The 25705-nt window shown below is 73.4% G+C and carries 22 protein-coding genes and 1 tRNA gene; 5 read left to right on the top strand and 18 right to left on the bottom strand.

The window, feature by feature from the left end:
* Positions 1-428 precede the first annotated feature (428 nt).
* The 11 genes from cas2e to ACZ6EJ_RS02995 form a co-directional block, all read right to left on the bottom strand.
* The gene (gene cas2e / locus ACZ6EJ_RS03045) at positions 429-794 is read right to left on the bottom strand and encodes a type I-E CRISPR-associated endoribonuclease Cas2e (RefSeq protein ID WP_469264105.1); all 366 of its coding nucleotides are present in this window, start codon (positions 792-794) and stop codon (positions 429-431) included.
* Positions 791-1750: a type I-E CRISPR-associated endonuclease Cas1e gene (cas1e, locus tag ACZ6EJ_RS03040; protein ID WP_469264103.1), complete on the bottom strand. Its 960-nt coding sequence runs from the start codon at positions 1748-1750 to the stop codon at positions 791-793. The genes cas2e and cas1e overlap by 4 nt, the downstream gene beginning before the upstream one ends.
* Positions 1747-2535 carry a type I-E CRISPR-associated protein Cas6/Cse3/CasE gene (gene cas6e / locus ACZ6EJ_RS03035; protein ID WP_469264102.1) on the bottom strand — a complete coding sequence of 263 codons (789 nt, stop codon included), beginning with the start codon at positions 2533-2535 and terminating at the stop codon, positions 1747-1749. The genes cas1e and cas6e overlap by 4 nt, the downstream gene beginning before the upstream one ends.
* Positions 2535-3296, bottom strand: coding sequence for a type I-E CRISPR-associated protein Cas5/CasD (gene cas5e / locus ACZ6EJ_RS03030; protein WP_469264100.1), 762 nt, complete (start codon positions 3294-3296; stop codon positions 2535-2537). The genes cas6e and cas5e overlap by 1 nt, the downstream gene beginning before the upstream one ends.
* Positions 3293-4561: a type I-E CRISPR-associated protein Cas7/Cse4/CasC gene (cas7e, locus tag ACZ6EJ_RS03025; protein WP_469264098.1), complete on the bottom strand. Its 1269-nt coding sequence runs from the start codon at positions 4559-4561 to the stop codon at positions 3293-3295. Before cas7e ends, cas5e begins: the two co-directional genes overlap by 4 nt.
* A 116-nt stretch (positions 4562-4677) precedes the next feature.
* Positions 4678-5445, bottom strand: a complete 768-nt coding sequence (casB, locus tag ACZ6EJ_RS03020) for a type I-E CRISPR-associated protein Cse2/CasB (protein ID WP_469264096.1) — start codon at positions 5443-5445, stop codon at positions 4678-4680.
* Entirely contained in the window at positions 5442-10085 is a 4644-nt protein-coding gene (casA, locus tag ACZ6EJ_RS03015; RefSeq protein ID WP_469264252.1) for a type I-E CRISPR-associated protein Cse1/CasA, read from the bottom strand. The genes casB and casA overlap by 4 nt, the downstream gene beginning before the upstream one ends.
* Before the next feature lie 1199 nt (positions 10086-11284).
* Positions 11285-11369 (bottom strand) — tRNA-Ser (locus tag ACZ6EJ_RS03010).
* Between the two features lie 66 nt (positions 11370-11435).
* A complete protein-coding gene (tadA, locus tag ACZ6EJ_RS03005) occupies positions 11436-11864 on the bottom strand; it encodes a tRNA adenosine(34) deaminase TadA (protein WP_469264251.1) in 429 nt (142 codons plus the stop codon).
* A 331-nt stretch (positions 11865-12195) separates the two neighbouring features.
* Complete coding sequence (locus ACZ6EJ_RS03000; protein ID WP_469264250.1) at positions 12196-12753, bottom strand: tRNA adenosine deaminase-associated protein; 558 nt, start codon at positions 12751-12753, stop codon at positions 12196-12198.
* A gap of 215 nt (positions 12754-12968) precedes the next feature.
* Entirely contained in the window at positions 12969-13211 is a 243-nt protein-coding gene (locus tag ACZ6EJ_RS02995; RefSeq protein WP_469264094.1) for a hypothetical protein, read from the bottom strand.
* Positions 13212-13314: 103 nt separating this feature from the next.
* On the opposite strand from ACZ6EJ_RS02995, the gene upp reads away from it, so the two are divergent.
* Positions 13315-13950, top strand: a complete 636-nt coding sequence (gene upp, locus ACZ6EJ_RS02990) for a uracil phosphoribosyltransferase (RefSeq protein ID WP_469264092.1) — start codon at positions 13315-13317, stop codon at positions 13948-13950.
* A 231-nt stretch (positions 13951-14181) separates the two neighbouring features.
* Here upp and ACZ6EJ_RS02985 read toward each other — a convergent pair whose 3' ends face one another.
* The 6 genes from ACZ6EJ_RS02985 to ACZ6EJ_RS02960 form a co-directional block, all read right to left on the bottom strand.
* Positions 14182-14778: a LytR C-terminal domain-containing protein gene (locus ACZ6EJ_RS02985; RefSeq protein ID WP_469264248.1), complete on the bottom strand. Its 597-nt coding sequence runs from the start codon at positions 14776-14778 to the stop codon at positions 14182-14184.
* Between the two features lie 160 nt (positions 14779-14938).
* Positions 14939-15235, bottom strand: coding sequence for a type II toxin-antitoxin system VapB family antitoxin (locus tag ACZ6EJ_RS02980; protein WP_003955420.1), 297 nt, complete (start codon positions 15233-15235; stop codon positions 14939-14941).
* A gap of 601 nt (positions 15236-15836) precedes the next feature.
* The gene (locus ACZ6EJ_RS02975) at positions 15837-17363 is read right to left on the bottom strand and encodes a M28 family metallopeptidase (protein ID WP_469264247.1); all 1527 of its coding nucleotides are present in this window, start codon (positions 17361-17363) and stop codon (positions 15837-15839) included.
* Between the two features lie 229 nt (positions 17364-17592).
* A complete protein-coding gene (locus tag ACZ6EJ_RS02970; RefSeq protein WP_469264090.1) occupies positions 17593-18219 on the bottom strand; it encodes an HhH-GPD-type base excision DNA repair protein in 627 nt (208 codons plus the stop codon).
* Between the two features lie 888 nt (positions 18220-19107).
* Positions 19108-20343 (bottom strand): RNA polymerase sigma factor, encoded by a 1236-nt coding sequence (locus ACZ6EJ_RS02965; RefSeq protein WP_469264088.1) that lies wholly within the window; start codon positions 20341-20343, stop codon positions 19108-19110.
* A 22-nt stretch (positions 20344-20365) separates the two neighbouring features.
* Positions 20366-20776 (bottom strand): YciI family protein, encoded by a 411-nt coding sequence (locus ACZ6EJ_RS02960; protein WP_469264086.1) that lies wholly within the window; start codon positions 20774-20776, stop codon positions 20366-20368.
* 243 nt (positions 20777-21019) lie between these two features.
* Between ACZ6EJ_RS02960 and cbiE the strand changes: the two genes are divergently transcribed.
* The 3 genes from cbiE (at position 21020) to ACZ6EJ_RS02945 (ending at position 24151) form a co-directional block, all read left to right on the top strand.
* The gene (gene cbiE, locus ACZ6EJ_RS02955) at positions 21020-22297 is read left to right on the top strand and encodes a precorrin-6y C5,15-methyltransferase (decarboxylating) subunit CbiE (RefSeq protein ID WP_469264084.1); all 1278 of its coding nucleotides are present in this window, start codon (positions 21020-21022) and stop codon (positions 22295-22297) included.
* The gene (gene cobM, locus ACZ6EJ_RS02950; protein WP_469264083.1) at positions 22294-23043 is read left to right on the top strand and encodes a precorrin-4 C(11)-methyltransferase; all 750 of its coding nucleotides are present in this window, start codon (positions 22294-22296) and stop codon (positions 23041-23043) included. Before cbiE ends, cobM begins: the two co-directional genes overlap by 4 nt.
* 529 nt (positions 23044-23572) lie before the next feature.
* Positions 23573-24151 (top strand): dihydrofolate reductase family protein, encoded by a 579-nt coding sequence (locus tag ACZ6EJ_RS02945; protein ID WP_469264081.1) that lies wholly within the window; start codon positions 23573-23575, stop codon positions 24149-24151.
* 90 nt (positions 24152-24241) lie between these two features.
* On the opposite strand, the gene ACZ6EJ_RS02940 is transcribed toward ACZ6EJ_RS02945, so the two are convergent.
* The gene (locus tag ACZ6EJ_RS02940; protein WP_469264079.1) at positions 24242-24715 is read right to left on the bottom strand and encodes a MerR family transcriptional regulator; all 474 of its coding nucleotides are present in this window, start codon (positions 24713-24715) and stop codon (positions 24242-24244) included.
* A 59-nt stretch (positions 24716-24774) separates the two neighbouring features.
* Here ACZ6EJ_RS02940 and ACZ6EJ_RS02935 point away from each other — a divergent pair, with 59 nt between their 5' ends.
* Entirely contained in the window at positions 24775-25695 is a 921-nt protein-coding gene (locus ACZ6EJ_RS02935) for an NAD(P)-dependent oxidoreductase (protein ID WP_469264077.1), read from the top strand.
* The last annotated feature ends 10 nt before the right edge of the window (positions 25696-25705 follow it).

Here is a 25705-nt window from a genome sequence, read left to right as displayed (position 1 = left end):
TCCCCCCCCCCCCCCCCCCCTCCCCCCCCCCCCCCCTCCCCCCCCCCCCCCGAGGCGCGCCCCCCGCCCCCGCCCCCGTTGCTGTGGGGACGCGCCTTCTCCGGTGCGCCTCACCCGGTGCGCTTCACCCGGTGCGTTGTCTCCGGTGCCGGGCGGGGCGGCCGGTCGGACGAGCCGGGGATACGCACGACGACCAGTGTTGGCGCTGCCCTGGCCGGTGGGGACCATCCCCGCACGCGCGGGGATCACCGCTCGGTTCCGCCTCCGAAGCCAGTTTCGCTGGGACCACCCCCGCACGCGCGGGGACCACACTTCCTGACCTGCGGTTTCAGCCCGGCAGAAGGCTGTTTTTGCTTACTTGTTCAGTTTCCGGCATAGCAGACCTTCCTCCCAATCTGACCTTCTGATCAAGAAGTGCCCGCCACCCCTCATCCCCCACCCCCGAACCTCCTCCGCTTCGACGCCTTGCTCCAGCCCTGGCGAGGGACCTCGGGTGGGGTCGTCCCGGTGCGCGGCGGGCGGGTGGTCGGGCGGTGGATCAGGGTGAGGCCCTCGTGGTCGGTGGGGCGCCAGGGGTGGTCGTGGGTCTCGAAGGCGTAGCCCTGCTCGTTGTCCGTCCGGTAGGCGAGGAGGGCGCGGCCCTGGCCGGAGTACTGGCGGACCTCCGCCCACAGGCGGTCGCGGATGCGGGTCGACGGGGCGCCCAGGAAGACGCCCGGCGAGATCTCCAGCAGCCAGCGGGTGAGGAAGCCCCGGAGTCCGGCCGGGCAGTTGGTCAGGACGATGACGGTCACCAGATGATCTCGTCCCCGTGGTCGCGGCCGCCCTCGACGTGCACGTCTCCGTCGGACTGGAGCGTGACCCGGTCCGTGGGCGTGCCGTCCGCCTCGGTCGTGTCGCGGGTGCCGTCGTAGCCGAACAGGTCCTTGACGTCCTGGACGCAGCGGTCCAGCAGGCCGGTGCGGTTGATGCGGTCCCGGAGCATTCGGCGGGTCCGGGAGGCGATGTCGTCCGGTCCTTCGGCCGCCGCGTCGAAGGCGGCGGGGATGGCGACCTCTGTCCGGTAGAAGTCGGCGACGTCCATGACGAACGAGCGCTCGTTGCCCGAGTGGACGAAGCCGAGACCGGGGGAGCAGCCGAGCGCCGCGATGACGGAGTGGGAGACCCCGTACATGCACTGTGCCGCGGCGGTGATCGCCTGGTTGGGGGTGTCCCCGGCGGAGAAGTCCGCGCGGTCGTACGCGCGCCGGTGCCAGGGGACGCCCGTACGGGCCGACTCCCGCTGGTAGCACTCCCTCATCCGCCGGCCCTCCATGCCCAAGAGCTCCTGCCGGGTGCGGCCCGCCGTGTCCTCGCCCGGAAAGCGCAGGCGGTACATGGCGCGGGCCACGTCCAGGCGGGTGCGCCGGTTCGCCCAGGCGGTGGCCTGCGCCTCGACCAGGCCGGACGAACGGGTGAGGGCCCGTCCGCCCGCGTAATGGCGCACCCCGTGCTCGCCCACCCATGCCACGCCCGCCCCGCTGTCGCCCAGGAGTGCCATCGCCTGGTGGGTGACGCGGGTTCCGGGGCCGAGCAGGAGGGTGCCGATCGTGGCGGAGGGGAGGTGGGTGACGCCGTTCGCGTCCTCGGCGGTGATGGCGTTGGCGTCCCGGTGCACCGTGCACCGCTCCAGGTACACGAACGAGAGCCGGTCGCCGACCCGCGTGAGCTCGCGGGGAGAGGAGGCGCCCCTGCGGCCGACCGTGCTCACGCTTCCGCCACCCTCCGCGCCGCGTCCGCCCGCGCCTCGTCCCCGCCCCGCGCCGCGGCCTGCCGTACCGGGGCCAGGGTCATCAGCCCGCAGCCGTACGCCTTGGCCTTGCCCAGGCCGTGCGTGAGCGTGCGGCGGAACAGCTCCGGCTCCGTGACGCGCAGTCGGCCGTCGAAGGTGACCTTGGTGATCTGTACGTGGCTGTCCCCGCGGCTCCGCACCGGCGCGGGGCCCCGCTGGAACTGGAGCGGCGTCCGGTCCCGGACGATCAACTCGTGCGTGTCGCCTTCGGGCAGCAGTCGCCGGTCCTCCGGTTTCTGGACGATTTCGAAGCCGGCGTTCTTCTGGCGGTCCAGCAGCCAGACCATCTGCTGGCGGGTGGTCCGGTGCGCGGCGCGCTTCGTCCGCTCGCCCTCCTTGGCGTGCGGGTGGCGGACGTTGTGCACGGGGTTGGCGGTGAGCCGGAAGCCCCAGGTGTCGCCCGCGTGGAGGGCGGCGAGGAAGTCGTCGTACGCGAACGTCGTCCAGCCGGGCTCGTCCGAGGCGGGCCAGCCGGCCTGCTGGACCAGGTGGGTCAGGTCGGGGCGGGTGGGGCTGACGATGTAGAGCAGGGTCTCGGACGTTCCGTTGCGGTCCACCCGCCACAGCACGCGGGGGCCCGCACCGTCCCGAGCGGGCGGTGTGGGGAAGGACATGTTCACCGCACCGTGCACGCGGTGCGGTGAGCCGAACAGGCGGCCGGCGTCGCGGCGTGCGGTGTTGACGCGGAAGCGGGTGAGGTACATCAGTCGGTCCTCGGTGCGACGGGCGTGAGCAGGGCGGTGGGTTCGTGGGACGGCGGCGGCGGGGACGGCCGGGCGCCGGGCTCGACGGGGAGGCGGACGTCGCCGGTCCGCACACCCCGCAGCCCGTACTGCCGGTGGCGCGGGTCGAAGCTCACCGGGAGGTCGCGCCACGTCATGTGCGGCGGCTCGTCGGGCGGGCTGTCCAGGAGCAGGTCCAGCCGCACCTCGGCGGGCGGGTCCTGGCGTCGGCGGCGGTAGGACGCCGCGTGGCGCCTGCGATACCAGGGGGACGCCTCCCACGGCGCTTCCCTCAACGCCTGCTCCAGCTCGCCGTCCAGCGGCTCGGTGATCGTGACCGGCCGCGAGGGCGGGCAGGAGCGCCGGCCCAGGTACGGCAGGAACACGGGTTCCAACAGGGCCTCGTACAGCCGTTGTACGAGCGCCGGCTCACCGCTCACCCCGGCCACGAAGACCGCGTCGACCAGGTAGAAGCGCTCCGACAACGGCATCGTCTTGAGCGTGTCGCTGTGCTGGGCCTTCTGGAAGTCGCGCAACCTCGTGCCCGGTTGGTCGATGCGGACGCCGAACTCCAGCGCGGCCAGGTCGGAGAGGTCGGCGTCCCGCCTGCGCCCCTGGGCGGCGGCGAGGAGGCCGAGGACGCCGCTCTTCGTCGGTGCGTTCTCCGTGGTGCGGCGGGTGAAGCGGGACGAGGACCCCCAGGACTGCAGGGGGCCCGCGAGCCGCAGCAGCAGCACGCTCACGCCCCGGCCTCCGGGGCCTCGGCCGAGGCGACGGCGTGCTGCTGCGGCACGCCTGCGGAGGACCGCTCGGCCCGCTCGTTCCGCGGCGCCAGCCGGGCGACCACCGCGTCCCCCACCGCGGTCAGCAGCTCGGGCAGGTCCACGGGCGTCCCCAACTCCTCCAACCTCTCGGTCTCCCGCCCCACGCGGAGAACCCAGCCCCCCGGCCCGTTGGAGAGCCCGAAGCTCCGCTCCAGGGCCGGGACGAAGGCGGCGAGCCGCTCGCAGCTCCCCTTGAGGAAGCCGCCGTTCGCCCCGGCCGTGACGGGCTCCTCGAACGCGGCCACATAGCTGACCGGGCGGCGCTCACGGAGCTTCACGATCACCGCGGCCGGGAGGGTCTGGTTGCCGAAGCTGTTGATCTTCCCGGTCGGGAGGGAGGTGATGAAGCCTTCGAGGAACGCGGTGACCGCCCGCCGTGTGGGCTCGACGGGGCGGGCGTCCTCATGGCCCGCGCCCAGGTTCTCCTGGAGGCGGTTCACGTCGAGTGCGGCGTACCGGTAGAGGGTGGCGGAGTTGAAGTCGACCGCGCCGATCATCCCCGCGCCGGTCTCCGCGTCGGTGTTCCAGTCGTCGACCGCCGTGTAGTAGTCCGACTCCGGCTCCACCGCGTGCACGCTCAAGGCGTGCGCGACCTGGGCCGCCGCGTCCACGTTCAGGTCGGTCGAGTCCGCGACCATACGGCCGAACAGGGCGATGTCCACCGAGTGGTCGCCGCGGGCGAGCCGCTTGGCGCGGGCCTTGTTCTCCTTGTCCTTGAGGTAGTCCTTCAGTGCGCCGACGTCGCCGCCCTTGCCGCCTTCCACCGCCAGCGCGGCCAGCGCGTCGTACTGCCGGCCGCTCAGGAACATCAGGTACGAGGACTCCGCCGCGGGGTCCTCCACCTCCTCCTTGCCCTTCCGCGCTGCGACGACCTTGGTGCCGGTCGCCGTCTGCACCGTCTCCACCGCCAGGTCCTGTGCCACGACGCGCGGCAGCGAGGGGTCGAGAAGCCGGATCCGGTCGGCGAGGACCTCGACCACCTTCTTGGTCCTGATGCCGAGTTCGGATGGGTCGAGCAACTCCTGGAACGTCGTGCGGGTGGCCCGCTTCCACGCCTGGCTGGAGACCCGCGAACGACGCTTGCCTCCGTACGTGGCCGTCTTCGGCGCCCCGGTGTCGTCGCGGTTCAGGTTGCTCGGCGGAACGGTCTGGAGGATGTGGATGTCGAGAATCGTCCTGGTCATGGGTACTCGGTTCCTCGGTTCGTCGTGCGGGGAAGCGGAAGGTGTGGTGCGAAGGGCCGGGGGAGCGGGCGGGGCGGGCCGCAGGAGGCTCCGGGCGCTGAGGGGGGCGTCGGCCGTCACTCCCCGGCCGCGTAACCCCCGTACTCGCCATCAGCGCCGTACTCCTCGTCCGCGCCCAGCGTCGGGTCGACGGCGTCGCCGTTCTCGGCGGCGGATGAACCCCTCTTGCGCGCGGGGACGGCGGCCAGGTGGAACTCGCGCCCCCACTCCCGCTGCACCCCCGCCCGGTCGGAGGGGTGCTGCCAGCGGTAGAGCTGTCCGGTCAGGCGGGCGTAGTCGAGGGGTTCGCGCGCACCGCGCAGCAGCAGCACGATCTCCCTGAGCCGTACCGCCACCGAGTCCAGGGACTCGGCCGTACCGATGCGGACCAGCCGCTTGCGCAGCGGGGAGTCCTCCTCGTCCGGGCCCGTCACGCCCCGGTGCCGGATCAGCGCCCGTACCGCTCCGCCCAGGTTCTGCTTCCGGTCGTGCATGTTCTCGTCGCGGACGGACTGCTGGTGCAGCGCCCACAGCGTGCAGGCGAGGAAGACCGCCTCCTCCGCGTGCTCCGCGCGGAAGTGGTCCGGCGGGTTGTCGAGCAGCCGGGCCAACTCCTCCGTCGCCCCGACGCCCCACAGGTCCTGGTGCTGGTGCACCCGCTTTCCCGCGCCGCGCCGCAACCGGGCCAACTCCGCCACGGCGAAGGACTTGTTGGCCAGGTAGTGGGGCTGGACCCGCGTGATGTACATCCCCGTCGCACGGGCCGCCAGGCGGTGTGCGGGAAGTGGCTCGACCGGCGGTACGGCTCCGTCTTCCGCGCCGTTCGTCGTGGGGCTGGTGGTCATGCGGTTCCCTCCGGAGGGGTGTCGTCGAGGTCGTCGGGGGCGTCCGGCGGTGGCACGGGCAGCACCTTGTTGATCCGGCTCCGGAACCACAGATCCGCCCGTGAGCTGTCGACCCAGCGCTTGCCCACGCCCGGCAGGTCGATCACCCGGCCCTCGGCCGCCCCCGGACCCGCCGAGTCGAGGAGCCCGCGCCCGAGGTCGAGCACGATGCGGCGGGCGACGGCCCGCCAGGCGGCGCGCGCCCGTTCCAGATCCGTGGCCCGGCCCAGGTCCACCAGCCAGCGCCGGTACGGGCCGTCCAGTGCCCCGAACCCCAGGTCGCGGGCGACGGCCGTGGGTCCGCCCGGCTCCGAACCGACCGCGCGCGCCAGATTCCCGGCCAGACGGCCGAGCGCCGTCACGGCCGCCTCCGCGTCGGCGACGGCGTCGATCGCGGTCGCCCCGTGGAGGGGGTGGCTCTGGTGGAGCAGGACGGCCGGCAGGACGATGGAGTCGTCCACCACCTCGTCCACCACGGACTGCTGGGTGCCGTAGACCGCACCGACCAACCGCGTACGCAGCAGGGCGTCCTTCGGCAGGACCTCCTCGGTGCTGAGCAGGGCCAGCCACGTCACGACGCCGGGCGGCCGGCTGGGGGCCGGGCCCGGGCCGACCGAGGCGCCGTCCGACCCCTGGGCGCGCAGCAGACCGGCCAGACCGCGCCACGCCGCCCGTGCCGGATCGTGCTGGCGGGGCAGGTAGATCAGCGGGCGGCCCAGCTTCTTCTCCTGCGCCGGGCTGCGCCGCCAGCCCGTCATCGGTTCCAGCTTCCCCCGGTTGGCGGGGGCGAGCGGGTCCCCGTAACCGAGGACGACCCCCGTCACGTCCTGTCCCTCCGTGTGCAGGAGCACCCGCCGCGACTGCCAGGTGTAGAGGTCGCGCGGGCCCGCGGGCCGGGGGACGGACGGGTCGCCCTCCGCCACGCCGGGACCCGGAGGCGTCTCACGCCGCCACACGGGGACGTCGGCCTTCGGGTCCGCGGTCAGAAGGTTCTCCTCGGCGGTCGGGACCAGGTTGAGCAGCAGCGTCTCGCGCAGGGAGTGCCCCTCCGCGAAGACGCCTCCGAGGCCCCCCGCCCAGCCGACGCCCTGCGGGTAGACCTTCCCGCCCTTGACCCGGTCGTCGCCCACCATCCCGGACTTGATCCCGGACGAGTCGTACGCGTGCGTGTGGACGAGCCAGCGGGCCGCCTCCGCGAGACCGAGCCGGTCCACTCCGGGCCGGCGCATGGAGAAGAACGCCTCGCCGTTCGGCACGTCGGCCACGATCCGGTTCAGCGGGGCGACCTCGTGCTTCTGCGTGTGCAACCCGGCGACCTGGAAGAACGGGCGCTCCGGGTGCAGCAGGTCGAAGCGGTCCCGGTGCCGGTCGAGGTAGTCGGCGACGACGTCGAGGGAGTCCGGCGCGTTCCACAGCGCCTCCCAGTCCTCCAACTGCGCGGGAGCGCCCGCCGACCGGCCGTCGGCCTCGTCCACCGCGTCGTACAGGATCGCCAGGAGCAGCCGCAGCAGGGCCATCTCCTGCGTCGGGAGGTCGCCGACCAGGCGCCGTATCCCGTGCGCCCGCGCGAACACGTCGCGCAGCGACAGCTCCACGGTCCTGCCGTCCTCGTCCTGCACCGGCAGCCAGGGCCGGGAGACGAGGTCGAAGGAGGGAATGGTCGGAACGGTCGACGCCATCGCTGCGAGTTCCTTCGCTCCGCTTGCCGTACGCCCGCCGACAGGCCCCACCCGGAGCCCGTCGTCGGGGCTGTAGTGGACTTCCCGGCCTGACAGGCAGGTCCGGTGGTCCTCGTCGAGGACGAGCAGCAACTCGCACGCCAGCCAGGGGCATTCCTTCACCTGCCAGGCCGCTACGACGAACCGCTCCAGCTCCGCGATGGTCCGGTCGATCACCCGCGGGTGGGTGAGCGCGCGGGGCAGCGTCACGGCGCTCGCCGCGACCGCCTGGGCGGCCCGGTGGGGCGGAGGCGCGTGCTCAGGCAGGTCCAACCCGCCGCGGCCCCCGCCGAGCCAGCTCACCGTGGTCAGCCGCCCGTCCGCGCGGCGCTGGACGACCAGCACCTCCAGGCTCTCCTCGCTGTCCCGCACCTGGGCGCGCCCGCTGCGGCTGTCGTCGGCGTCACCGGCATGGCCGTCGAGCCAGCCGAAGAGGGGCCGCCCCGCCCGGCGCACCGGGCCCAGCCGGAAGGCGTCGGCCTGCTCCCGCTTCTCGGCCAACCGGGTCAGATACCGCCGCCGGGCGTCGGCCAGCGCGGGCGCCCAGTGCGCGGGTCCCACCGGCCGATCGTCGTAGGCGGCCTGCACCAGCGGGCTGATGTGGTCGGGCAGCACCAGCGGTACGCCGTCGAGGTGCGGCCCCAGCACGGCGAGCGCCCGCAGCAGGGTGTGCGCCCCCTGGTACACGGCGAGCGACCCGCGTACGGGCTCGGGCGGATCGGCTTCCCAGTCCTTCACCCCGGTGATCAGGCAGCGGGCGCGGGTCAGGCGGGGCGGCCGGGTGCGCGGGTGCCGGTGCAGCCGCCCCATGCGCTGGAGCACCAGGTCGACGGGGGCGAGGTCGGTGACGAGGAGGTCGAAGTCGATGTCCAGGGACTGTTCGACGACCTGGCTGGCCACCACGATGTGCGGTCCGGCGGGGCGGTCGCCGCCGGGGCCGAACCGCTCGCGCAGCTCGGCGTCCTTGCGGGCCCGGTCGGCCGCCAGGAATCGGGAGTGCGCCACGGTCACGGCGTCCGTCCCGAAGTGCGCGCGGAGGTGTTCGGCCGCCTCCAGGACCCGGTCGACGGTGTTGCGCACGACGAGGGCGCATCCGCCGTCCCGCAGCTCCTCGGCCAACCGGCGTACCAACGCGGCCGGATCGTCGTCCAGCCGCTCCACGGCCACGTCGGTGCGCCGCCCGGAGGCGGGCGCGGGTCGGGAGGTGCGGACGGCGCCGCCGGGGGCGACCGAGGTGATCAACGGGTAGGCGTCGTCCGGCAGATGGAGGGCCTCGGCCAGCTCGGGCGTCTCCTCACCGGCGTACGCGGCGGCCAACTCGCGCCGCCGCCGGGCGGGCAGGGTCGCGGAGAGCATCACGACGGGCACGCGGTAGGCGGACAGCCATTCCAGGACGCGGTCGAGATAGGCGCTCATGTACGCGTCGTAGGCGTGCACTTCGTCGATGACGACGACCTTCCCCGCGACGGCGAGATGCCGCAGGGCGAGGTGCCGGCTCTTGAGTCCGGCGAAGAGCACCTGGTCGACGGTGCCGACGGCGAAGGAGGAGAGCATCCCCTTCTTGCGCCCGCGCAGCCACTGATGGGCGTGGAGCGAGGCGGGGTCGGTCCGGGTCGCCGTACCGGCACGGGAGACGGTGTCGTCCGCGCCGTCCAGGTCGACGGCCGCGATGGTGCGGTGGTCGGCCCGCGTCATCCCGGCCCACACCTCGTTGAGGGCGGCCTTGGCGTGGGCGAGGACCACGGACCGGGGCCCGTCCGCGGGCAGGCGCCGCAACCAGTCGAGGAGCCGGGGGAACATCGCGTCCCCGGTCGCGCGGGTCGGCAGCGCCACGAGGCACCCCCCGGCCCCCGACCGGGCCGCCAGGATCTCCGCCGCCGCGAACGCCGCCTCCGTCTTGCCCTCGCCCATCGGCGCTTCGACGATCAGCAGCCCGGCGGCGGACATCTCCCGCGCCGCCCGCACGGCTTCCTCCTGTACGGGCCTGATCCCGGCGCCGTCCGGCAGCTCGAACCGGTCCCGGAACAACTCGGCCGCCGTCCCTCCCGGTTCCTCCGCCCGCCAGGGCCCCGGCAGGTCCAACCCGGCCCAGGCGGCCCGGAGCCTGCGGTCCTCCCCCTCCTCCCCCTCGGGGGACCAGGAGGCGGGATCGTACGGGAACAGCTCGGAGGAACTGGCGATCCAGTCCGACACGATGACGATCGCGGTGAGCACGGCTTGAACGGTCTGCGGCAACCGGACGCCCTGCCACGCGGCGAGTCGCCCCTCCACGCCCGCCCTTCGCGCACAGGCGTCCATCAGCTCGTACTGCACGGAGCGCCAGGCGTCCTCGCCCGCGCCCTGCGTACGCAACAGGCGCGGCCGGAGCCCGAGGTCGTGGATCTGCTGATGCCCCGGAGGCACCCCGTGGTGCCCGCCCGCGACCACGGCGAACTGCCCCGAGGCCCGATCGCTCCACCCGAACCGCTCGGCCAGCCACTCCTGGAGGAGCAGTTGCCCGGCCAGCCCGTGCGGAGCCATCCTGCGGTCCAGGCCGAACTGCTTCCGGAACGGCATGGCGAGCCCGGCGTCCCGCATCCGCTCGGCCAACCCCTCCACCTGACAGGCGAAGGCGGGAGTGGCCTTCCCGATGTCATGGACGCAGGCGAGGTAGACGGCCGCCTGCCGGGCATCGACCACCCCTCCGGGGAACGGTCCGGCCACCAGCCGTTTCACGTTGTCGGGCAACCACGCGTCCCACAGCCTGCCCGCGACGGCGGCGCTGTCGGCCATGTGCCGCCACAACGGAAGCCACTCCTCCGTCTCCCGTTCGTGCTTGCCCCAGGCGGTGCGTGAGGCGTGGGAGAGGCGGCGGAAGGCGGTGAGGCATTCCGGGCTGATCATGACCATGGGGTCATTCGATAGCGGGGTATGGGTGGGGTGCCGCTGTTGTCCAGAAGTGACTGGAAGTTGATCGAGAGTGATCGTGGGTGGGCGTAGCGGGGCGTGTGCACGATTGCGGGCGTGATCGAGTTCGACTCTCGCTTGCCTGTGCAGTTAGTACGCCGGCACGTTCTCCGACGCGGCACGGTCGTCCGTGTCGCCCGACGCCCGGAACAACTCCACTGCCTGGATGTTCCGCCGACGCCGTGTGCGCGAAATGCCTCGATCGGATGGCCTTCGCGGGGACGGGACAGCTTCCTGAATCTCCGGCCCGCTTGTGGATGTAGGTTTTCGGCGTAGCTGGTCCCAGCATCAGGACCCGGCGGTCGACATGCGAGTGTTCCCCGCACAGTGCGGGGGTGGCCCCTAGGGAGGCATCCGCTGCGCGAGGCGTCGACGTGCTGCTCCCCGCGCGTGCGGGGCTCCTCCTGGGCGTGGCGGTTGAGGGCGCCTTGATGAACTAGGGAGGCATCCGCTTTTGTCACGTCTGGGTGCAGACGCACTCTTTCGAGGTAACAGGGTGCATCGAGGCGCACACGGACTGTATCGTCCGTCCGGAGTCGCGGGCCCAGGCCGCCAAGCTCTGGCGCCGACCGTTCCTGCGGCACGTGCCCCGTCGATCACCACTCCGTTACGTCTTCTCGCTTCAAGGAGTCCTTGTGACCAGCATCAATCCAAGCGGCCCTCCGGTCGGGCTCATGACGCCGCCAACCCTTGACCTCCTCGCTCTCTGGGTCTGGGGCCTCGTGGTCGTCATCGTCGTCGTGCTCCTGGCCGTCGTGGGCCGAGCGCATGGCTGCGGTGGCGCTGCTCCTGCGGTGGGTTAGAGGTCTTCGTCCCCTGCCGGCACCGACTCATCGACCGTCATCTCATGCGGCCCACTTCTTGAGGGCCGCGGGGACTGAAGTGGGAGGTAGCCGAGAGGGGCCTGCGGACTGCGGTGTCGATCGCCGCGCTCTTGGTCGACCTCTGACGAGCAGGCCCGTGGGCGGAGGACGCGCCTGGCGGCCGTGTTGGTCACTTGGTGGCCGTACCCCGGACGGAGGGGTGCCCGCACCGCCGTGCGGCGAGCGTTCCCGGTCGGTGCGGGGAGAGGGCGGTGCCGCACACGCAAAACACCCCCCTGATCGCGTTTCCGCAGATCAGGGGGGTGTCAACAGCGGTAGCGGAGGGATTTGAACCCTCGGTGAGTTTCCCCACACTCGCTTTCGAGGCGAGCTCCTTCGGCCGCTCGGACACGCTACCGAGAGAGAGCTTAGACCATCTCGGGGCGGGGACAGAAATCGGTTCCCCGAGCGGGGGCGCGCGGGGTCAGCGGGTGCGGAAGAAGGAGGTCAGTCCTTCGGCGCACTCCGCCTCCAGGACGCCGCCGATGACCTCCGGGCGGTGGTTGAGGCGGCGGTCGCGGACGACGTCCCAGAGGGAGCCGGCCGCGCCCGCCTTCTCGTCGCGGGCTCCGTAGACGACCCGGTCCACGCGGGACTGGACCAGTGCGCCCGCGCACATCGTGCAGGGCTCCAGGGTGACCACGAGCGTGCAGCCGGTCAGGCGCCACGCTCCGTGGGCGGCGGCCGCGCGGCGCAGGGCGAGGACCTCGGCGTGGGCGGTCGGGTCGCCGGTGGCCTCGCGTTCGTTGTGGGCGGTGGCGAGCGGGGCGCCGTCGGGGCCGAGCACCACGGCGCCGACCGGGACGTCGCCGGCCGACGCCGCCTGTTCGGCCTCGGCCAGGGCGCGGCGCATCGGGGCCCGCCAGGGGTCGCGTACCGGATCGGGTTCGGGCGCCGGTACGGGGTCGGAGGCGGGCCGGGGTGAGGGGTGCGGCGGTCGTGCGGTCACCCGCGGACCCTAGCGGACAGCCGCGGGCGGGGTGCGTGGGCGGGTTGCGGTCGGGGGTCCCGTGTGCGGGCGGGGGAAACGGGCCGCGCACGGGGTTCGGAGTCGCGTCCTCCGTCGGTGGCGCGGCTGCGGGATCGGGGGCGACGGGGGGCAGGGGCACAGCGAGTGGGCGTACGGAGTGGGGCCGTGTCCGTACGCCGGCGGAGGGGGCGGAGCTTGCGGCAGCCCCGTTCGGTCAGCGGACCGTCTCCAGGACCTCGGACGCCCCCACGGCCTCCGCGATCTCCGAGAGGGCGTCCGTCTGGAGGGTCAGCAGCTCCTTCTCGGACATCCCGAGGTCGGTGAGGAGGCCCAGTTCGCCGAGCGGGCCCGCCGGCACGGCGTCCGGGTCGGGGGTCTCGTCGTCCGGGTCGAGGGCCCCGGTCGGGGAGGGGGGCTCCGGGTCGTCGTCCTCCGTGACGTCGAGGTCGACGAGCTCCTCCAGTGCGGCGATCTCGTCGGCGGCGCCCGGTTCGCGGCCGAGCAGTTCGTCGGTGAGCAGGATCTCCCCGTACGAGGAGCGGGCGGCGGCGGCGGCGTCCGAGACGTAGATGCGGGGGTCCTCCTCACCGTCCACCCGGAGGACGCCGAACCAGGCGTCCTCCTGCTCGATGTAGACCAGGACCGTGTCCTCGTCCACCGAGGCCTCTCGGGCCAGGTCCGTCAGGTCGGACAGGGTCTCCACATCGTCGAGCTCCGTGTCGCTCGCTTCCCACCCGTCTTCGGTGCGCGCGAGCAGTGCGGCGAAGTACACCGTGACTCTCCCACTGGTCATAGGCGAATCGGTCCGGCGGGAGGGCAGACGGTGGTCCGCCTGCTCTGAGCCCCGCCCAATCGGCATCGTGGCAGAAACAAGCGCCGTGCGAGACCTCTTCGGCCGTTGCGTCGGCCATCAGTTCCAGGAGTGCCCGGTCGGCCGCCTCCCTGACGGGCCGATCGGCGGGGGTGCGCGCCGGTGGTACGGGGGACTCACCAGCGGAACGTGCGCATCCGCATCTGTTGGCGCATACGGGCCGCGCGGGCTCTGCGCGGCTGGACCCGGTCGCGCAGTTGCTTGGCTTCGTGGAGCTCGCGGAGGAACTGGGCGCGGCGGCGCCGGCGGGCCGCGTCACTCTCCTGCGCGTCCTCGACCTCACTCGCCGTGTCCTGCGACGCACGCGCGTCGCGCAGCCCTCGTGAGCCCGGATTCCGCTGCTGCTGCCCGTCCGGCATCGACACACCACCCCAACGCTGGGTCCGTTGCCCTCACCTTCCCCCCGATCAGGTGGTTGATGCCAGCGCAGAGGGGGGCGGGCGGCGCGGTTACTGTTGACACATGCGGATCCACGTCGTCGACCACCCGCTGGTGGCGCACAAACTCACCACGCTGCGCGACAAGCGCACCGACTCCCCGACCTTCCGGCGGCTCGCCGACGAGCTGGTCACCCTCCTCGCCTACGAGGCCACCAGGGATGTGCGGACCGACCTGGTCGACGTCGAGACCCCGGTCACGCCCACCACGGGCGTGAAGCTGTCGCACCCCCGCCCCCTCGTCGTACCGATCCTGCGTGCCGGTCTGGGGATGCTCGACGGCATGGTGCGCCTCCTGCCGACCGCCGAGGTCGGCTTCCTCGGCATGATCCGCAACGAGGAGACGCTCCAGGCGGAGACGTACGCCACCCGGATGCCCGAGGACCTCTCCGGCCGCCAGGTCTACGTCCTCGACCCGATGCTGGCCACCGGCGGCACCCTCGTCGCGGCGATCCGGGAGCTGATCAAGCGCGGCGCCGACGACGTCACCGCCGTGGTCCTGCTCGCGGCGCCCGAGGGCGTCGAGGTGATGGAGCGCGAGCTGGCGGGCACCCCGGTCACCGTCGTCACCGCCTCGGTCGACGAGCGGCTGAACGAGCACGGTTACATCGTGCCGGGCCTCGGCGACGCGGGGGACCGGATGTACGGCACGGCCGAGTAGCGGGCCGGGACCGTCCTGCTTCGCGCCTTCTCCCACGACGTCGTTCGGCGTACGTCGCGGGGGGAGGCGCTTTCCCGTCTTCCGGCTGATCTCCGTCTCCCGGCTGAGCGGTGGCCGGGCCTCCGGGCCGCCGTGGTCAGTCCCGCGGCCGGGCTTCCGGGCCGGTGTCGTCGGCCGTTCCGCTCGGCCGTTCCGCTCGGCCGGGGTGCGTGCGCGCCGGTGCGCGCCGGTTCAGCAGGTGGACGGGGCCGGGGAGGGCTTCGTCGCGGCCGCCATCACGGCACCGGCCTCCTGCGGGGTGCTGAGCGCCGTGAACTTCGTCCCGAGGATCAGGTCGACCTCGGCCGTCGTGCGGGCGTCGGTCTTCCGCGCCGCGCCCGCCACCTGGGCGCCGAGCACGGTGAAGCTGCCGTCCGCCGCTGTGGGGGAGCCGAGCAGCAGGGCCGCGCCGGGCACCTTCTTGTCGTACGCCTCGGGTGCGTTGCCCACCTTGCCCACGGCGAACCCGCGCTTCTCCAGTTCGGCGGCGGCCGCCTTGGCCAGGCCGCTGCGCGTCGTGGCGTTGTAGACGTTGACCTTGACGGCGGCCGGTTTCGGCAGCGCCTTGGCGGGGGCCGCCGGCTTGGGCGTGGGGCAGACCCGCTGCTGGACGGCCGCGTTGGCGCTGCGGTCGCCGCCGGTGAAGACGTCGACGAGCTGCAACGTGCCCCAGCCGGCCAGGCCGAGGGCCGCGGCGGCGCTGACGCCTGCGAGGGCCAGCCTGCGGCGGTGCCGAGGGCGACGCATCCGGGGGTAGCTGTCTCCCGTGATGCGGTACTTCCCGCCCATGCCGGGGGGAGTGAGCATGGTCATGGACGCAGCGTAATGCGCTGGGTGGCATCGCGTACTAAATGATCAACGCAGGGCGTCCGGATGGACCCTAAAGCACCCGAAAGGCCCGAATATGGATTCGGGTGAATGGTGCGGTACCGGAGCGCGGCGGGTCTGGTCAGCCCAGTTCGAGGACGCGGGCGTGGAGCACCTGGCGCTGCTGGAGCGCGGCCCGGACGGCGCGGTGCAGCCCGTCCTCCAGGTAGAGGTCGCCCTGCCACTTCACGACGTGCGCGAACAGGTCGCCGTAGAACGTGGAGTCCTCCGCGAGGAGGGTCTCCAGGTCGAGCTGGCCCTTGGTGGTCACGAGCTGGTCCAGGCGCACCGGGCGCGGTGCGACATCCGCCCACTGTCGGGTGCTTTCCCGGCCGTGGTCGGGATATGGCCGCCCATTTCCGATGCGCTTGAAGATCACACGGAAAGCCTACCGGGCAAGGGCCGCCGGGCGCAGCCGGGCGACCCCACTGTGCCGACGGCGTAAAGGTTGCATAACGCTTGATAGGGCGGGATAGGGGGACAGGGGTCGCTGGGAGGAGTGGGCGCGCGAACACAGGCGCGAGTCCGGGAGCCGCTGGCGCGCCCCGCGTGCGCCGTCTCGCGGACGTGCGTCGCACGGTGCGTCGGCCCCCGCCGTGCGCCGTCGTGGCCGCTGCGGTGCGCTGTCCGTGCCTGTCCGCGCCCCTGCCGCCTGCGGTTGTGCGTACCGGAGCCGTGGGGTCTCGCGGACCGGCTCCCCCTCGTTGTGCGTACCGGAGCCGTGGAGCCTCGCCGACCGGCCCCCTCGTTGTGCGCCGTTGCGCGCCGCTGCCCGCTGCCCGCTGCCCGCCGCCCGCTGACGTGCGTCGGCGTGGGTCGTCCTCGCGGTGCGGCTCGTCCGCCGTTGTGCGCCAGAGCGGGGCGGCCCTCGCCCGTGTGCCGTCGTGGCCCCGTGCGCGCGCCCGCGCCGCAGGCGGTGGGGCTGGGAGCCTGCGGCGCGGGTGCGTACGGGTTCGGGGTCCGTGCGGGCGGTGGGGGCGTTACTCGGTGACCTCGTGGCCGTGGCCCTCACGCAGTCCGCCGCCGCTGCCCGGCGTGCCGGTGCTGGGGGCGGGGGTGACCGGGCGGGTCAGGGAGCGCAGGTCGTGGGCGTACGTGCCGACCGCGTTGGCGATCACGTCGATGTTGGTGTCGAAGTGGCCCATGTCGATGTTGTCCAGGTCGTCGCAGGCCGCGTGGTAGCAGGGGTCGTACGCGATCCCCGCCTCGCCCCCGTACGTCCGCGCCTGGGCCGCCGTCTTGATGTCCTCCGCCCCGGTGTCCGTGCCGCCGGAGGGGATGCCCACCTCGATGAACGGGCCGTAGTCCGAGCGGCCGGTGAAGTCCGTGCCCTCGTGCGGCTTGGCCTTGCCGTCCAGGAACTCGTTGATGTCACGCTCCAACTGCGCGGAGCCCTCCGGGCCGGGGCCCTCGCCGACCTGGTCGGAGTCGTCGCCGTCGAAGACGAACTGCGCGCCGTTGGGCGAGGCGATCATGTCGAAGTTGAGGTAGAGCGCGATCTGCTCGCGCTGCTCCTCGGAGAGCGCGGCGACGTACTTCTCCGAGCCGATCAGGCCGTTCTCCTCGGCGGACCACCAGGCGAACCGCACCTTGTTGGCGGGCCTGCTCGGCGACTGGGCCAGCTTCAGGGCGACTTCCAGCAGACCGGCGGAGCCGGAGGCGTTGTCGTTGATGCCGGGGCCCTCGGTCACCGAGTCGAGGTGCGCGCCGAGCATCACGGTCCGTGCCGCGCTGCCGCCCGGCGTCTCGGCGATGACGTTGCGGGTGGGGCGCTCCTCCTGGAGCTCGCGGATCTCGAAGGAGACGGTGACCTCGCCGCCCGCGAGGTCGGCGACGAGCTTCTCGCCCTCCTCCTGGGTGAGGCCGCCGGTCGGGATCCGGCCGGCGGAGGCGTCTCCCAGGGTGCCGGACAGGACGCCTTCGGTGTTGTTGTAGATCACCGCGCCGACCGCTCCGGCGTCGGCGGCGGCCGCCTGCTTCTGGGCGAAGGCGCAGCCGCCCCGCTTGATCAGTGCGATCTTCCCGGTGAAGTCGGCGCCGGCGAAGTCGGTCGCCTCGCAGCCCGGCGTCCCGTCGTCGGGGACGGCGACGAGGCCAGCGGTCACTCCGCCGACCCTGGTCGAGGGCGTGTACGTCATCGCCTTGATCGTCACGTCGCGGGGCGTCGGCGAGACCACGGCGAGCTTCTCGGCCAGGGTCTCGGTGTAGACGAAGCGGAAGTTCTGGTACGAGACCTTGTACCCGGCCCGCTGGAGCTGGCGGTACACGTACGCCGCCGAGGCGTCGTGGCCCAGCGACCCCGCGGCGCGGTGGCCGTCGGCCGAGTCGGCTATCGCCTGGAACTGCTGGAGGTGGCGGTGCGCGCCGCGGGCGGTCGCGTTCCGCACCAACTCCCGTGACAGCTTGGCGGCTTCCCTCGCCGGGTCGTGCGGCGACGGCTTGCCCTGGTGGGGGGCCGCGGCCAGGAGCAGCGGGGTGGCGAGGGCGGTGGCGGCCACGGCGGCCATGGCTCTGCGACGTATCGCGTGCACAGGGGTCCTTCCGGTCGGGACGGCCGTTTCGGTCCGCCTGAACGAATGTGCTGCGAAAGCTAGCGAGTGGGGTGACGGATGTGAACCGTTCCGGCCGATTCCGATCAGTGTTCTGTGCCGCAATCCCCGGTGACGCGTGCCGCTTCCGGCCGGCGAGCCCGCTTCCGCTCGGGCCGGTGGTCCGCCTGTCGGCACCGGCGCGCTGTCATGTCTTCGGCGGCTTCTTCGCGGCCTCGGCCGCCTTCGCCGCCGCTTTCGCCTCCTGCTTGTACGCCCGTACCTCGGCGAGCGATTCGGGGCCGGTGATGTCGGCGACGGAGCGGTGCGAGCCGGCCTCCCCGTACGCCCCCGCCGCCTCACGCCAGCCCGGAGGCCGTACGCCGAACCGCTTGCCGAGCAGCGCCAGGAAGATCTGGGCCTTCTGGACGCCGAAGCCGGGCAGCGCCTTCAGGCGCTCCAGCAACTCCTCCCCGGTGGCGGCGTCCCGCCACACGGCCGCGGCGTCGCCGTCGTACTCGTCCACCAGGTACTGGCAGAGCTGCCGCACCCGTTGGGCCATGGAGCCGGGGTAGCGGTGCAGGGCGGGTTTGGCGGTGAAGAGTTCGGTGAAGGCGTCCGGGTCGTAGGCGGCGATCCGCCCCGCGTCGAGGTCGTCCGAGCCCATGCGCTCCGCGAGCGTGAACGGGCCGGTGAACGCCCACTCCATCGGGACCTGTTGGTCGAGCAACATGCCGACCAGGGCGGCCAGCGGGCTGCGGGCGAGCAGCGCGTCCGCCTCCGGCTGCTGGGCGATCCGCAGGGTGACGTCCTTGCCGCTCTCGCTGGTGGTCATGGTGCCGATCATCCCGAGCACGGTGCACGACGGCGACCGGGGCTGCGCCGATGGCTCCCCCCTGTCGGCCGAAGGGAGTACGGGCCGCGGGGCCGGGCCGCCGTACTGCCCGGAGAGGCGGCCGCCCGCGCCTCGGACGTGGCAGGGCCCGCACCCCGCACCCCGCACCCCGCACCCCGCAGCGCGGAACGCCGGCGGGGGTGGCGAGGGTGCGGTCAGACGAGGGCGCGGTCAGAGGAGACGAGGGCGGACGCGCACGATCCCGAACAGAAGCGCCACGGCCACCGCGAGGACGCCGAGTCCGCCGGGCGGGTACGGAGCGAGCCGTACGGCGTCGCCCCGGTGAGGTCTCCGGGCAGCGAGCCCGCCACGCCTTCCGGGCGGCCACGCGGAGAAGGCGCGGCGTACGGCGTACGGCATACGGCGGGTCGGATCGCGGCGTGCGGACGGCTGGTTCGCGGTGTACGGGACGGCCGCTTTGCAGCGCAAGGAGTTCTGCCTTCACGGCGTACGGAAGCCCGGTCTGCGGGGTACGGGACGGCCGCTTTACGGCGTAAGGAGGGCCGCCCGCGGTGAACGGGGCCGGCCTGGGCGTGCGGGAGGGTCGTGCTTTACAGCGTACGGAACGGCGCCTTTGCGGCGTACGGGTGGGTGGTCGCCTTACAGCGTACGGAATTGCCTTACAGCGTACGGAATTGCGGTCTGCGGAGCACGGGACGGCCGATTTACGGCGTAAAGATGGCCACCACCGCACACCGCACACCGCACACCGCACACCGCACACCGCGCACCGCGCACCGCGCACCGCGCACCGCACGCCCTACGCAGGAAGGGCCGCCGTACGGCGTAAGGCGAAGCGGTGGTTCCTCGGCCGGCGGGGCGGGGGCCTCACGGGTCCAGTCGGGCCGCTCGGCTCAGCAGGTAGCGGGCCTCGGGTTCGCTGCGGGTGGCGGCGGCCGCCGCGCGGTAGGCGGTGTGGGCGGCGGTCCGGTCCCCGGCGCGTTCCAACAGGTGCGCGCGTACGGCGTCGAGGCGGTAGTGGCCCGCCAGCGGTCCCGCGAGGGCGTCCGCCGCGGCGAGCCCCGCGCGGGGCCCGTGGACCATCGCCACCGCGACCGCCCGGCCCAGGGCGGCGGCCGGGTCGGGGGTGCGCCGTACGAGGAGGTCGTACAGGGCGAGGATCTGCGGCCAGTCGGTGTCCTCGGCGCGTTCCGCCTCGTCGTGCAGGGCCGCGACGGCCGCCTGGAGCTGGTAGTCCCCGGCCGGGCCCTGGGCCAGCGCCTCTTGGGCGAGGGCGGTGCCCTCCGTGATCGCCGCGCGGTCCCAGAGGGCGCGGTCCTGCTCGTCGAGGGGGACCAGCTCGCCGTCCGGGCCGGTCCGGGCGGGGGCGCGGGCCTCGGTGAGGAGCATCAGCGCCAGCAGGCCGGTCACCCGCCCCTCGTGCGGGAGCAGCCGGCGCACCGAGCGGGTCAGCCGGATCGCCTCGCGGGCGAGGTCGGTGCGGTGGAGTTCGGGGCCGGCGGTCGCGGTGTAGCCCTCGTTGAAGACGAGGTAGAGCACCTGGAGGACGGCGGCGAGCCGCTGGTCGCGGTCCTCGGGCTCCGGGGGCCGGAACCGCGCCCCGCGCAGCGTCCGCTTCGCGCGGCTGATCCGCTGCGCCATCGTGGCCTCCGGCACCAGATGGGCGCGGGCGATCTCCGCCGTGGTCAGCCCGCCGACCGCGCGCAGCGTCAGCGCGATCTGCGCGGCGGGGGTCAGCGCGGGGTGGCAGCAGAGGAAGAGCAGGGTGAGCGTGTCGTCCTCGGAGGGGGCCCGGCCCTCCCCCGGCGGTGGGGCGACGAACGCGTCCACCGGGGTGAGGGCGGCCGCCGCCTCCTCGCGCCGCCGCCGGGCCGCGTCCGCGCGCAGCCGGTCGGTGAGGCGGCGGGAGGCGACCCTGATCAGCCAGCCGCGCGGGTTGTCCGGCACCCCTTCGCCGGGCCACTGGCCGGTCGCCGCGATCAGGGCCTCCTGGACCGCGTCCTCGGCCGGGTCGAAGTGACCGTACCGGCGGACGAGCGCGCCGAGGACCTGCGGGGCGTGGCGCCGCAGCAGGTCCTCGACGTCGTGTGTCGTACGGTCCATCCGTCTCCCCGAGCCGTCCGCGTCAGTCGTCGATGCCACCGCCGATCGGCCGGATCACCACGGGGTACTCCGGTGCGCCGGCCGGTTGCGGACAGCGCGCCACCCGTGCGGCGATCTCGGTCACCCGCTCCAGGCTCTCGCAGTCGAGCACCCAGAAACCGGCGAGCAGTTCCTTGGTCTCACCGTACGGCCCGTCCGAGACCACCGGGCGCCCCTCGGCGTCGAGGCTGACGAACCGGGTCTGCGCGGGCTCGACCAGCCCGTACGCGGTCACCAGCTCGCCGGTCTCGGCGAGGTCGTCGTTGATCCGGCCCATGAACGCGAACATCTCCTGGAGGGCCTTCTCGTCCCACGCCGGGCTCTGCGGGGTCCCCTTGCCCGCCTGCGCCTCGTAGTCCGCCTGGCTGCCCTGGACCATCACCAGATACCTCATGACCGTCGCCTCCGTCTTCTCCTCGACCCGCCCGCGCGGGTCTCGGCTCGTGGTTCCGCTTGCACAGGGGACGTCGGAGCCGGGGCCGTGTTCTCGACACCACGCGCGGAGGCGGGTGCGATTCACCCGCACGCGGGTTCGGGGGCGGGAGCGGAGGCGGCGTCCGGTGTTCAGTAGAGTTCCGGAGCGTCGCGCCAGCCCCGCACGACGTGTCCCCCGGCCCCGAACGACGAGGTCCCGACCGTGTCTCCGTCCCCCGCACCGCCCCCGCACGCGCGGCCCGTCTCCGTCGTCGGGATCGGCGCGGACGGGTGGGCCGGGCTGTCCGGCGCGGCGCGGGACGCGCTGCGCGCGGCGGAGGTGCTGATCGGCGGGGCGCGCCAACTGGATCTTCTGCCGGGGGAGTGCGCCGGAGCGCGGGTGGGGTGGCCCTCGCCGCTGCGGCCCGCCGTGCCCCGGCTCCTCGCCGAACACCGAGGGCGTCGGATCGCGGTGCTCGCCAGCGGGGACCCGATGTTCTACGGGATCGGGCGGGCGCTCGCCGAGGAGCTGGGGGCCGGGGGCCTGCACGTGGTGCCGCACCCGTCCTCCGTCTCGTACGCCTGCGCCCGGCTCGGCTGGCCGCTGGAGGACACCGGGGTCGTCACGCTGGTGGGCCGTCCGGCGGCCCGGCTCGCCGCCGCCCTGTACGAGGGGCGCAGGCTGCTGGTCCTGAGCGCGGACGCGGGCACGCCCGCCGAGGTGGCCGCCCTCCTCACCGACCGCGGCTTCGGGCCCAGCCGGATGCGGGTCCTGGAGCGGCTGGGCGGCGAGGGCGAGGAGCACGTCGACGGGGTCGCGGAGACGTGGGCGCGCCCGCCGGGGGACCGGCTGAACATCGTCGCCGTCGAGTGCCGCGCGGCGGCGGACGCCCTGCGGCTCGGCGCGGCGCCCGGTCTGCCGGACGAGGCGTACGAGCACGACGGCCAGCTCACCAAGCGGCACGTGCGGGCCGCGACCCTCGGGGCGCTCGCGCCCGCGCCCGGTGAACTGCTGTGGGACGTGGGCGGCGGGTCCGGTTCGATCGCCGTCGAGTGGATGCGGACCGACCCGTCCTGCCGGGCGGTGAGCGTGGAGCGCGATCCGGCGCGCGCCGGGCGCATCGCCCGTAACGCGGAACGCCTCGGGGTCCCCGGTCTCCGCGTCGTCACCGGTCCGGCCCCGGCGGCGCTGGCCGGGCTCCCGGCCCCGGACGCGGTGTTCATCGGCGGCGGGCTCACCGCGCCGGGCCTCCTCGACGCGTGCTGGGACGCGCTGCCGGCGGGCGGCCGGCTCGTCGCCAACACGGTGACGCTGGAGTCCGAGGCGCTGCTCGCCGAGCGGTACCGGGCGTACGGCGGGGAGTTGGTGCGGCTCGCGGTCGCGCACGCGGTCCCGGTCGGCGGGTTCACCGGGTGGCGCCAGGCCATGCCGGTGACGCAGTGGTCGGTACGCAAGCCCCCGGAGCCGGGGGCGCCTTCGCACATGGGAGACAGATCATGACCGTGTACTTCATCGGCGCGGGCCCCGGCGCGGCCGACCTGATCACGGTGCGCGGCGCCCGGCTGCTCGCCGCCAGCCCGGTCTGTCTGTACGCGGGCAGCCTGGTCCCGGTCGAGCTGCTGGCCGAGTGCCCGGCGGACGCCCGGCTGGTCGACACCGCGAACCTGGACATCGAGCAGATCACCGCGGAGCTGGTACGGGCCCACGCCGACGGCCACGACGTGGCCCGGCTGCACTCGGGCGACCCGTCGGTGTTCAGCGCGGTGAACGAGCAGATGAAGCGGTTGGACGAGGCGGGCGTGCCGTACGAGGTCGTCCCCGGCGTCCCCGCGTTCGCGGCGGCGGCCGCGGCGCTGAAGCGGGAGCTGACGGTCCCCACGGTCGGCCAGACCGTGATCCTGACCCGGATCGCCCAGCGCGCCACCGCCATGCCCGAGGGCGAGGACCTGGCGACGCTGGGCCGCAGCGGCGCGCTGATCGTGCTGCACCTGGCGGCGCGGTACGTGGACCGGGTGGTGGACGAACTGCTCCCGCACTACGGGGCGGACTGCCCGGCGGCGGTCGTGGCGATGGCGTCCCGCCCGGACGAGGTCATCCTGCGCGGACCGCTGGACTCGATCGCGGAGCAGGTGAAGGCGGCGGGGATCATCCGGACGGCGGTGATCATGGTGGGCCGGACGTTGGGGGCGGACCAGTTCCGGGACAGCCACCTGTACGCGCCGGGGCGCGACCGGCACGGGTGCTGACCGGTCGGTTCCGCGCTCCGGTGCCCGGTGCGGTGGAGGCGGGGCGCCGCTGAGGGGCGTACCGCTGAGGGCGGCGGAGCGCCGGGGTGGTGTGCGGCTGGGGGCACGTACGGCTGAGGACGGCGTGCGGCTGGGGGCGCGTACCGCTGAGGACGGCGTGCGGCAGGGGCGCGGAGTGTCGGGGGCGGCGTACGGCTGGGGGCACGTACCGCCGAGAACGGCGTACGGGTGAGGGGCACGTACCGCCGAGGACGGCGTGCGGCAGGGGCGCGGAGTGTCGGGGGTGGCGTACGGGTGAACGCCGGGAGGTCGTTGCGGCGGTCGCGGCGAGTGGCGTGCCACGCTCGTGTCCCTGCCCGCCGTGCCGCTGACGACGTCGGCCTCCCGCCCTCACGGCCCGCGAGTGCCCCTGGGGCCCGTCCGGAGCGCCCGGACTCCCGGAGACCCGGTGCCCGAGGGCGCTGAGCCCCGCCGTGGTCGCCGGCCCGGATTCCCGCCACGCGCGGTCAGCCGCGCCGAGGAGAACACCATGGCCGTGACCTACACCTTCGACGTCTTCTCCAGCCTCGACGGCTTCGGCGCCGGCAACGGCGACTGGGGCGGTTACTGGGGCAAGCAGGGGCCCGAACTCCTCGCCCACCGCCTGGCCCTGTTCGCGCCGGAGCAGCGGATGGTCTTCGGGGCCACCACGTACCGGGCGCTGGCGCGATTTCTGGCTCCGGGCGCCGAGGAGGTCGAGGCGCACGACCCGTGGGTCACCCGGATGAGGAGCCTTCCGGCGACGGTGGTGTCGTCCACCCTGGAGGAGCCCCTCGACTGGCCGGACGCGCAGGTCGTGAGCGGCGACGCGATCGAGGTCGTCACCCGGCTCAAGGAGGAGTCCCCGATCCCGTTGTGCTCCCACGGCAGTCTGTCGATGAACCGGGCGCTGATGGCCGCCGGCCTGGTCGACCGCCTCCGGGTGACGCTCTTCCCCGTGATCACCGGCCGGACCGGGCTGGACCCGATCTTCCGGGGCGCGGACGACTTCGACCTCGAACTGATCGAGCACCGGACGCTCGACGGCCGCACCCAGGAACTGACCTACCGGCCGACGCCGCACGTGTGACGGGGGCGGTGCGTCCGGCGGGGTGCGACGCGGGCCGCGCCATCCGGTGGACTCGCCACGCCGACGACCGACGCCTCCGGGCCGTCGTGGTCAGGGTCGACGGCGCCCGATCCGGCGCTGGTCGGACCTGATGCCGTGCTGCACCGCAGGGGCGGCGCCGGGTCGCTCCGCGTCACCGGCCGCGTAGCAGATGTCCGGGTCGTCGTGCCCGGTCGGCACCCTGGCGGCGATGACGCCGTCCAGTGCGTCCCGTGCGGCGAGCAGCCCGGCCACGGCCTTGTCGATGCGTTCCCGTTCCCGGTTCAGGTCGGGCAGGATGCCGGAACAGGCCGGTGCCAGGGTCTGCCCGTCGTCGACCATGCAGGGCATCAGTTCGGCGATGGTGGCGGTGTTGAGACCGGCGCCGAGCAGCATACGGATGCCCCGGACCGTGGCGATGTCCTCGTCCGTGAACTCGCGATATCCGCTGGGCCGCCGCGATGGCCTGAGCAGCCCCTGCTCCTCGTAGTAGCGCAGCAGGCGTTGGCTGACCCCGGTCCGTCGGGAGAACTCCCCCATACGCATATGACGACCCCCACCTTCGGTTGACTCTGACATCGATGTGAGACAGCACACTATTCCGCATGACGAACCAGCCATCAGAAAGCCCGCAGCCCGCCCCCGCACCCGCACCCGTCACCGTCATCGGCCTCGGCCCCATGGGCCTCGCCCTCGCCGAGGCGCTTCGGGGCCACGGACACCCCACGACCGTGTGGAACCGCAGCCAGGAGAAGGCCGACAGCCTCGTCACCAAGGGCGTCCACCGCGCGGGGACCGTCGCCGAGGCGGTGTCCGCGAGCCCTCTCACGATCATGTGCCTGAAGGACTACGAGACCATGTACGCGGTCCTCGACTCCGCTGGTGACGCCCTGAGAGGCCGCGTACTGGTCAACCTCAACTCCGGAACCCCGAACGAGGCGCGCGCAGCGTCCGGTTGGGCGACCGAGCGGGGCGCCGCCTATCTGGACGGCGCGATCATGGTTCCGCCGCCGCTCGTCGGGCACCCCGACTCCGTCTTCCTCTACAGCGGTCCGCAGGACGTCTTCGACGAGCACCGGGCGACGCTGGAGAGCATGGGCGACCCCCGGTACCTCGGCTCCGACCCCAGCCTGGCGGTGCTGTACAACGCGGCCCTGCTCGACATGATGTACGCGACCATGAACGGCTTTCTGCACGCCACCGCGCTGGTCGGGTCGGCGAACGTCTCTGCGGTCACGTTCGCCGATCTCGCACTCAACTGGTTCATGCCCTCGGTGGTGGACTCGACCCTCACCGAGCAGGCGCCCGACCTGGACAGGGGCGACTACCCCGGCGACATGGGCACCATGGAGATGAACCTCAACGCGCTTGAGCACATCACCCGCACGTGTGTGGAGCAGGGCGTCCACTCCGACCAACCGCGGCTCATGAAGGCGATCGCCGAGCGGGCGATCGCCGAGGGCCACAGCGGCAAGAACTACCTGGCCGTGTTCGAGGTCTTCAAGAAGGCGGCACGGGTTTCGTGACCTCCTACGA

This window comes from Streptomyces sp. NPDC041970 (assembly GCF_055588985.1).
The sequence above is the reverse complement of the archived record's forward strand: the minus strand, read 5'-3'. Positions and strand labels throughout refer to the sequence as shown.

Bases quoted from the DNA above. Each gene is read 5' to 3' on its own strand.
- cas6e (WP_469264102.1), bottom strand. From the start codon at position 2,535: ATGTACCTCACCCGCTTCCGCGTCAACACCGCACGCCGCGACGCCGGC.
- cas7e (WP_469264098.1), bottom strand. From the start codon at position 4,561: ATGACCAGGACGATTCTCGACATCCACATCCTCCAGACCGTTCCGCCG.
- casB (WP_469264096.1), bottom strand. From the start codon at position 5,445: ATGACCACCAGCCCCACGACGAACGGCGCGGAAGACGGAGCCGTACCG.
- casA (WP_469264252.1), bottom strand. From the start codon at position 10,085: ATGATCAGCCCGGAATGCCTCACCGCCTTCCGCCGCCTCTCCCACGCC.
- tadA (WP_469264251.1), bottom strand. From the start codon at position 11,864: ATGCGCCGCGCCCTGGCCGAGGCCGAACAGGCGGCGTCGGCCGGCGAC.
- ACZ6EJ_RS02995 (WP_469264094.1), bottom strand. From the start codon at position 13,211: ATGCCGGACGGGCAGCAGCAGCGGAATCCGGGCTCACGAGGGCTGCGC.
- upp (WP_469264092.1), top strand. From the start codon at position 13,315: ATGCGGATCCACGTCGTCGACCACCCGCTGGTGGCGCACAAACTCACC.
- ACZ6EJ_RS02985 (WP_469264248.1), bottom strand. From the start codon at position 14,778: ATGGGCGGGAAGTACCGCATCACGGGAGACAGCTACCCCCGGATGCGT.
- ACZ6EJ_RS02975 (WP_469264247.1), bottom strand. From the start codon at position 17,363: ATGGCCGCCGTGGCCGCCACCGCCCTCGCCACCCCGCTGCTCCTGGCC.
- ACZ6EJ_RS02970 (WP_469264090.1), bottom strand. From the start codon at position 18,219: ATGACCACCAGCGAGAGCGGCAAGGACGTCACCCTGCGGATCGCCCAG.
- ACZ6EJ_RS02965 (WP_469264088.1), bottom strand. From the start codon at position 20,343: ATGGACCGTACGACACACGACGTCGAGGACCTGCTGCGGCGCCACGCC.
- ACZ6EJ_RS02960 (WP_469264086.1), bottom strand. From the start codon at position 20,776: ATGAGGTATCTGGTGATGGTCCAGGGCAGCCAGGCGGACTACGAGGCG.
- cobM (WP_469264083.1), top strand. From the start codon at position 22,294: ATGACCGTGTACTTCATCGGCGCGGGCCCCGGCGCGGCCGACCTGATC.
- ACZ6EJ_RS02945 (WP_469264081.1), top strand. From the start codon at position 23,573: ATGGCCGTGACCTACACCTTCGACGTCTTCTCCAGCCTCGACGGCTTC.
- ACZ6EJ_RS02940 (WP_469264079.1), bottom strand. From the start codon at position 24,715: ATGCGTATGGGGGAGTTCTCCCGACGGACCGGGGTCAGCCAACGCCTG.
- ACZ6EJ_RS02935 (WP_469264077.1), top strand. From the start codon at position 24,775: ATGACGAACCAGCCATCAGAAAGCCCGCAGCCCGCCCCCGCACCCGCA.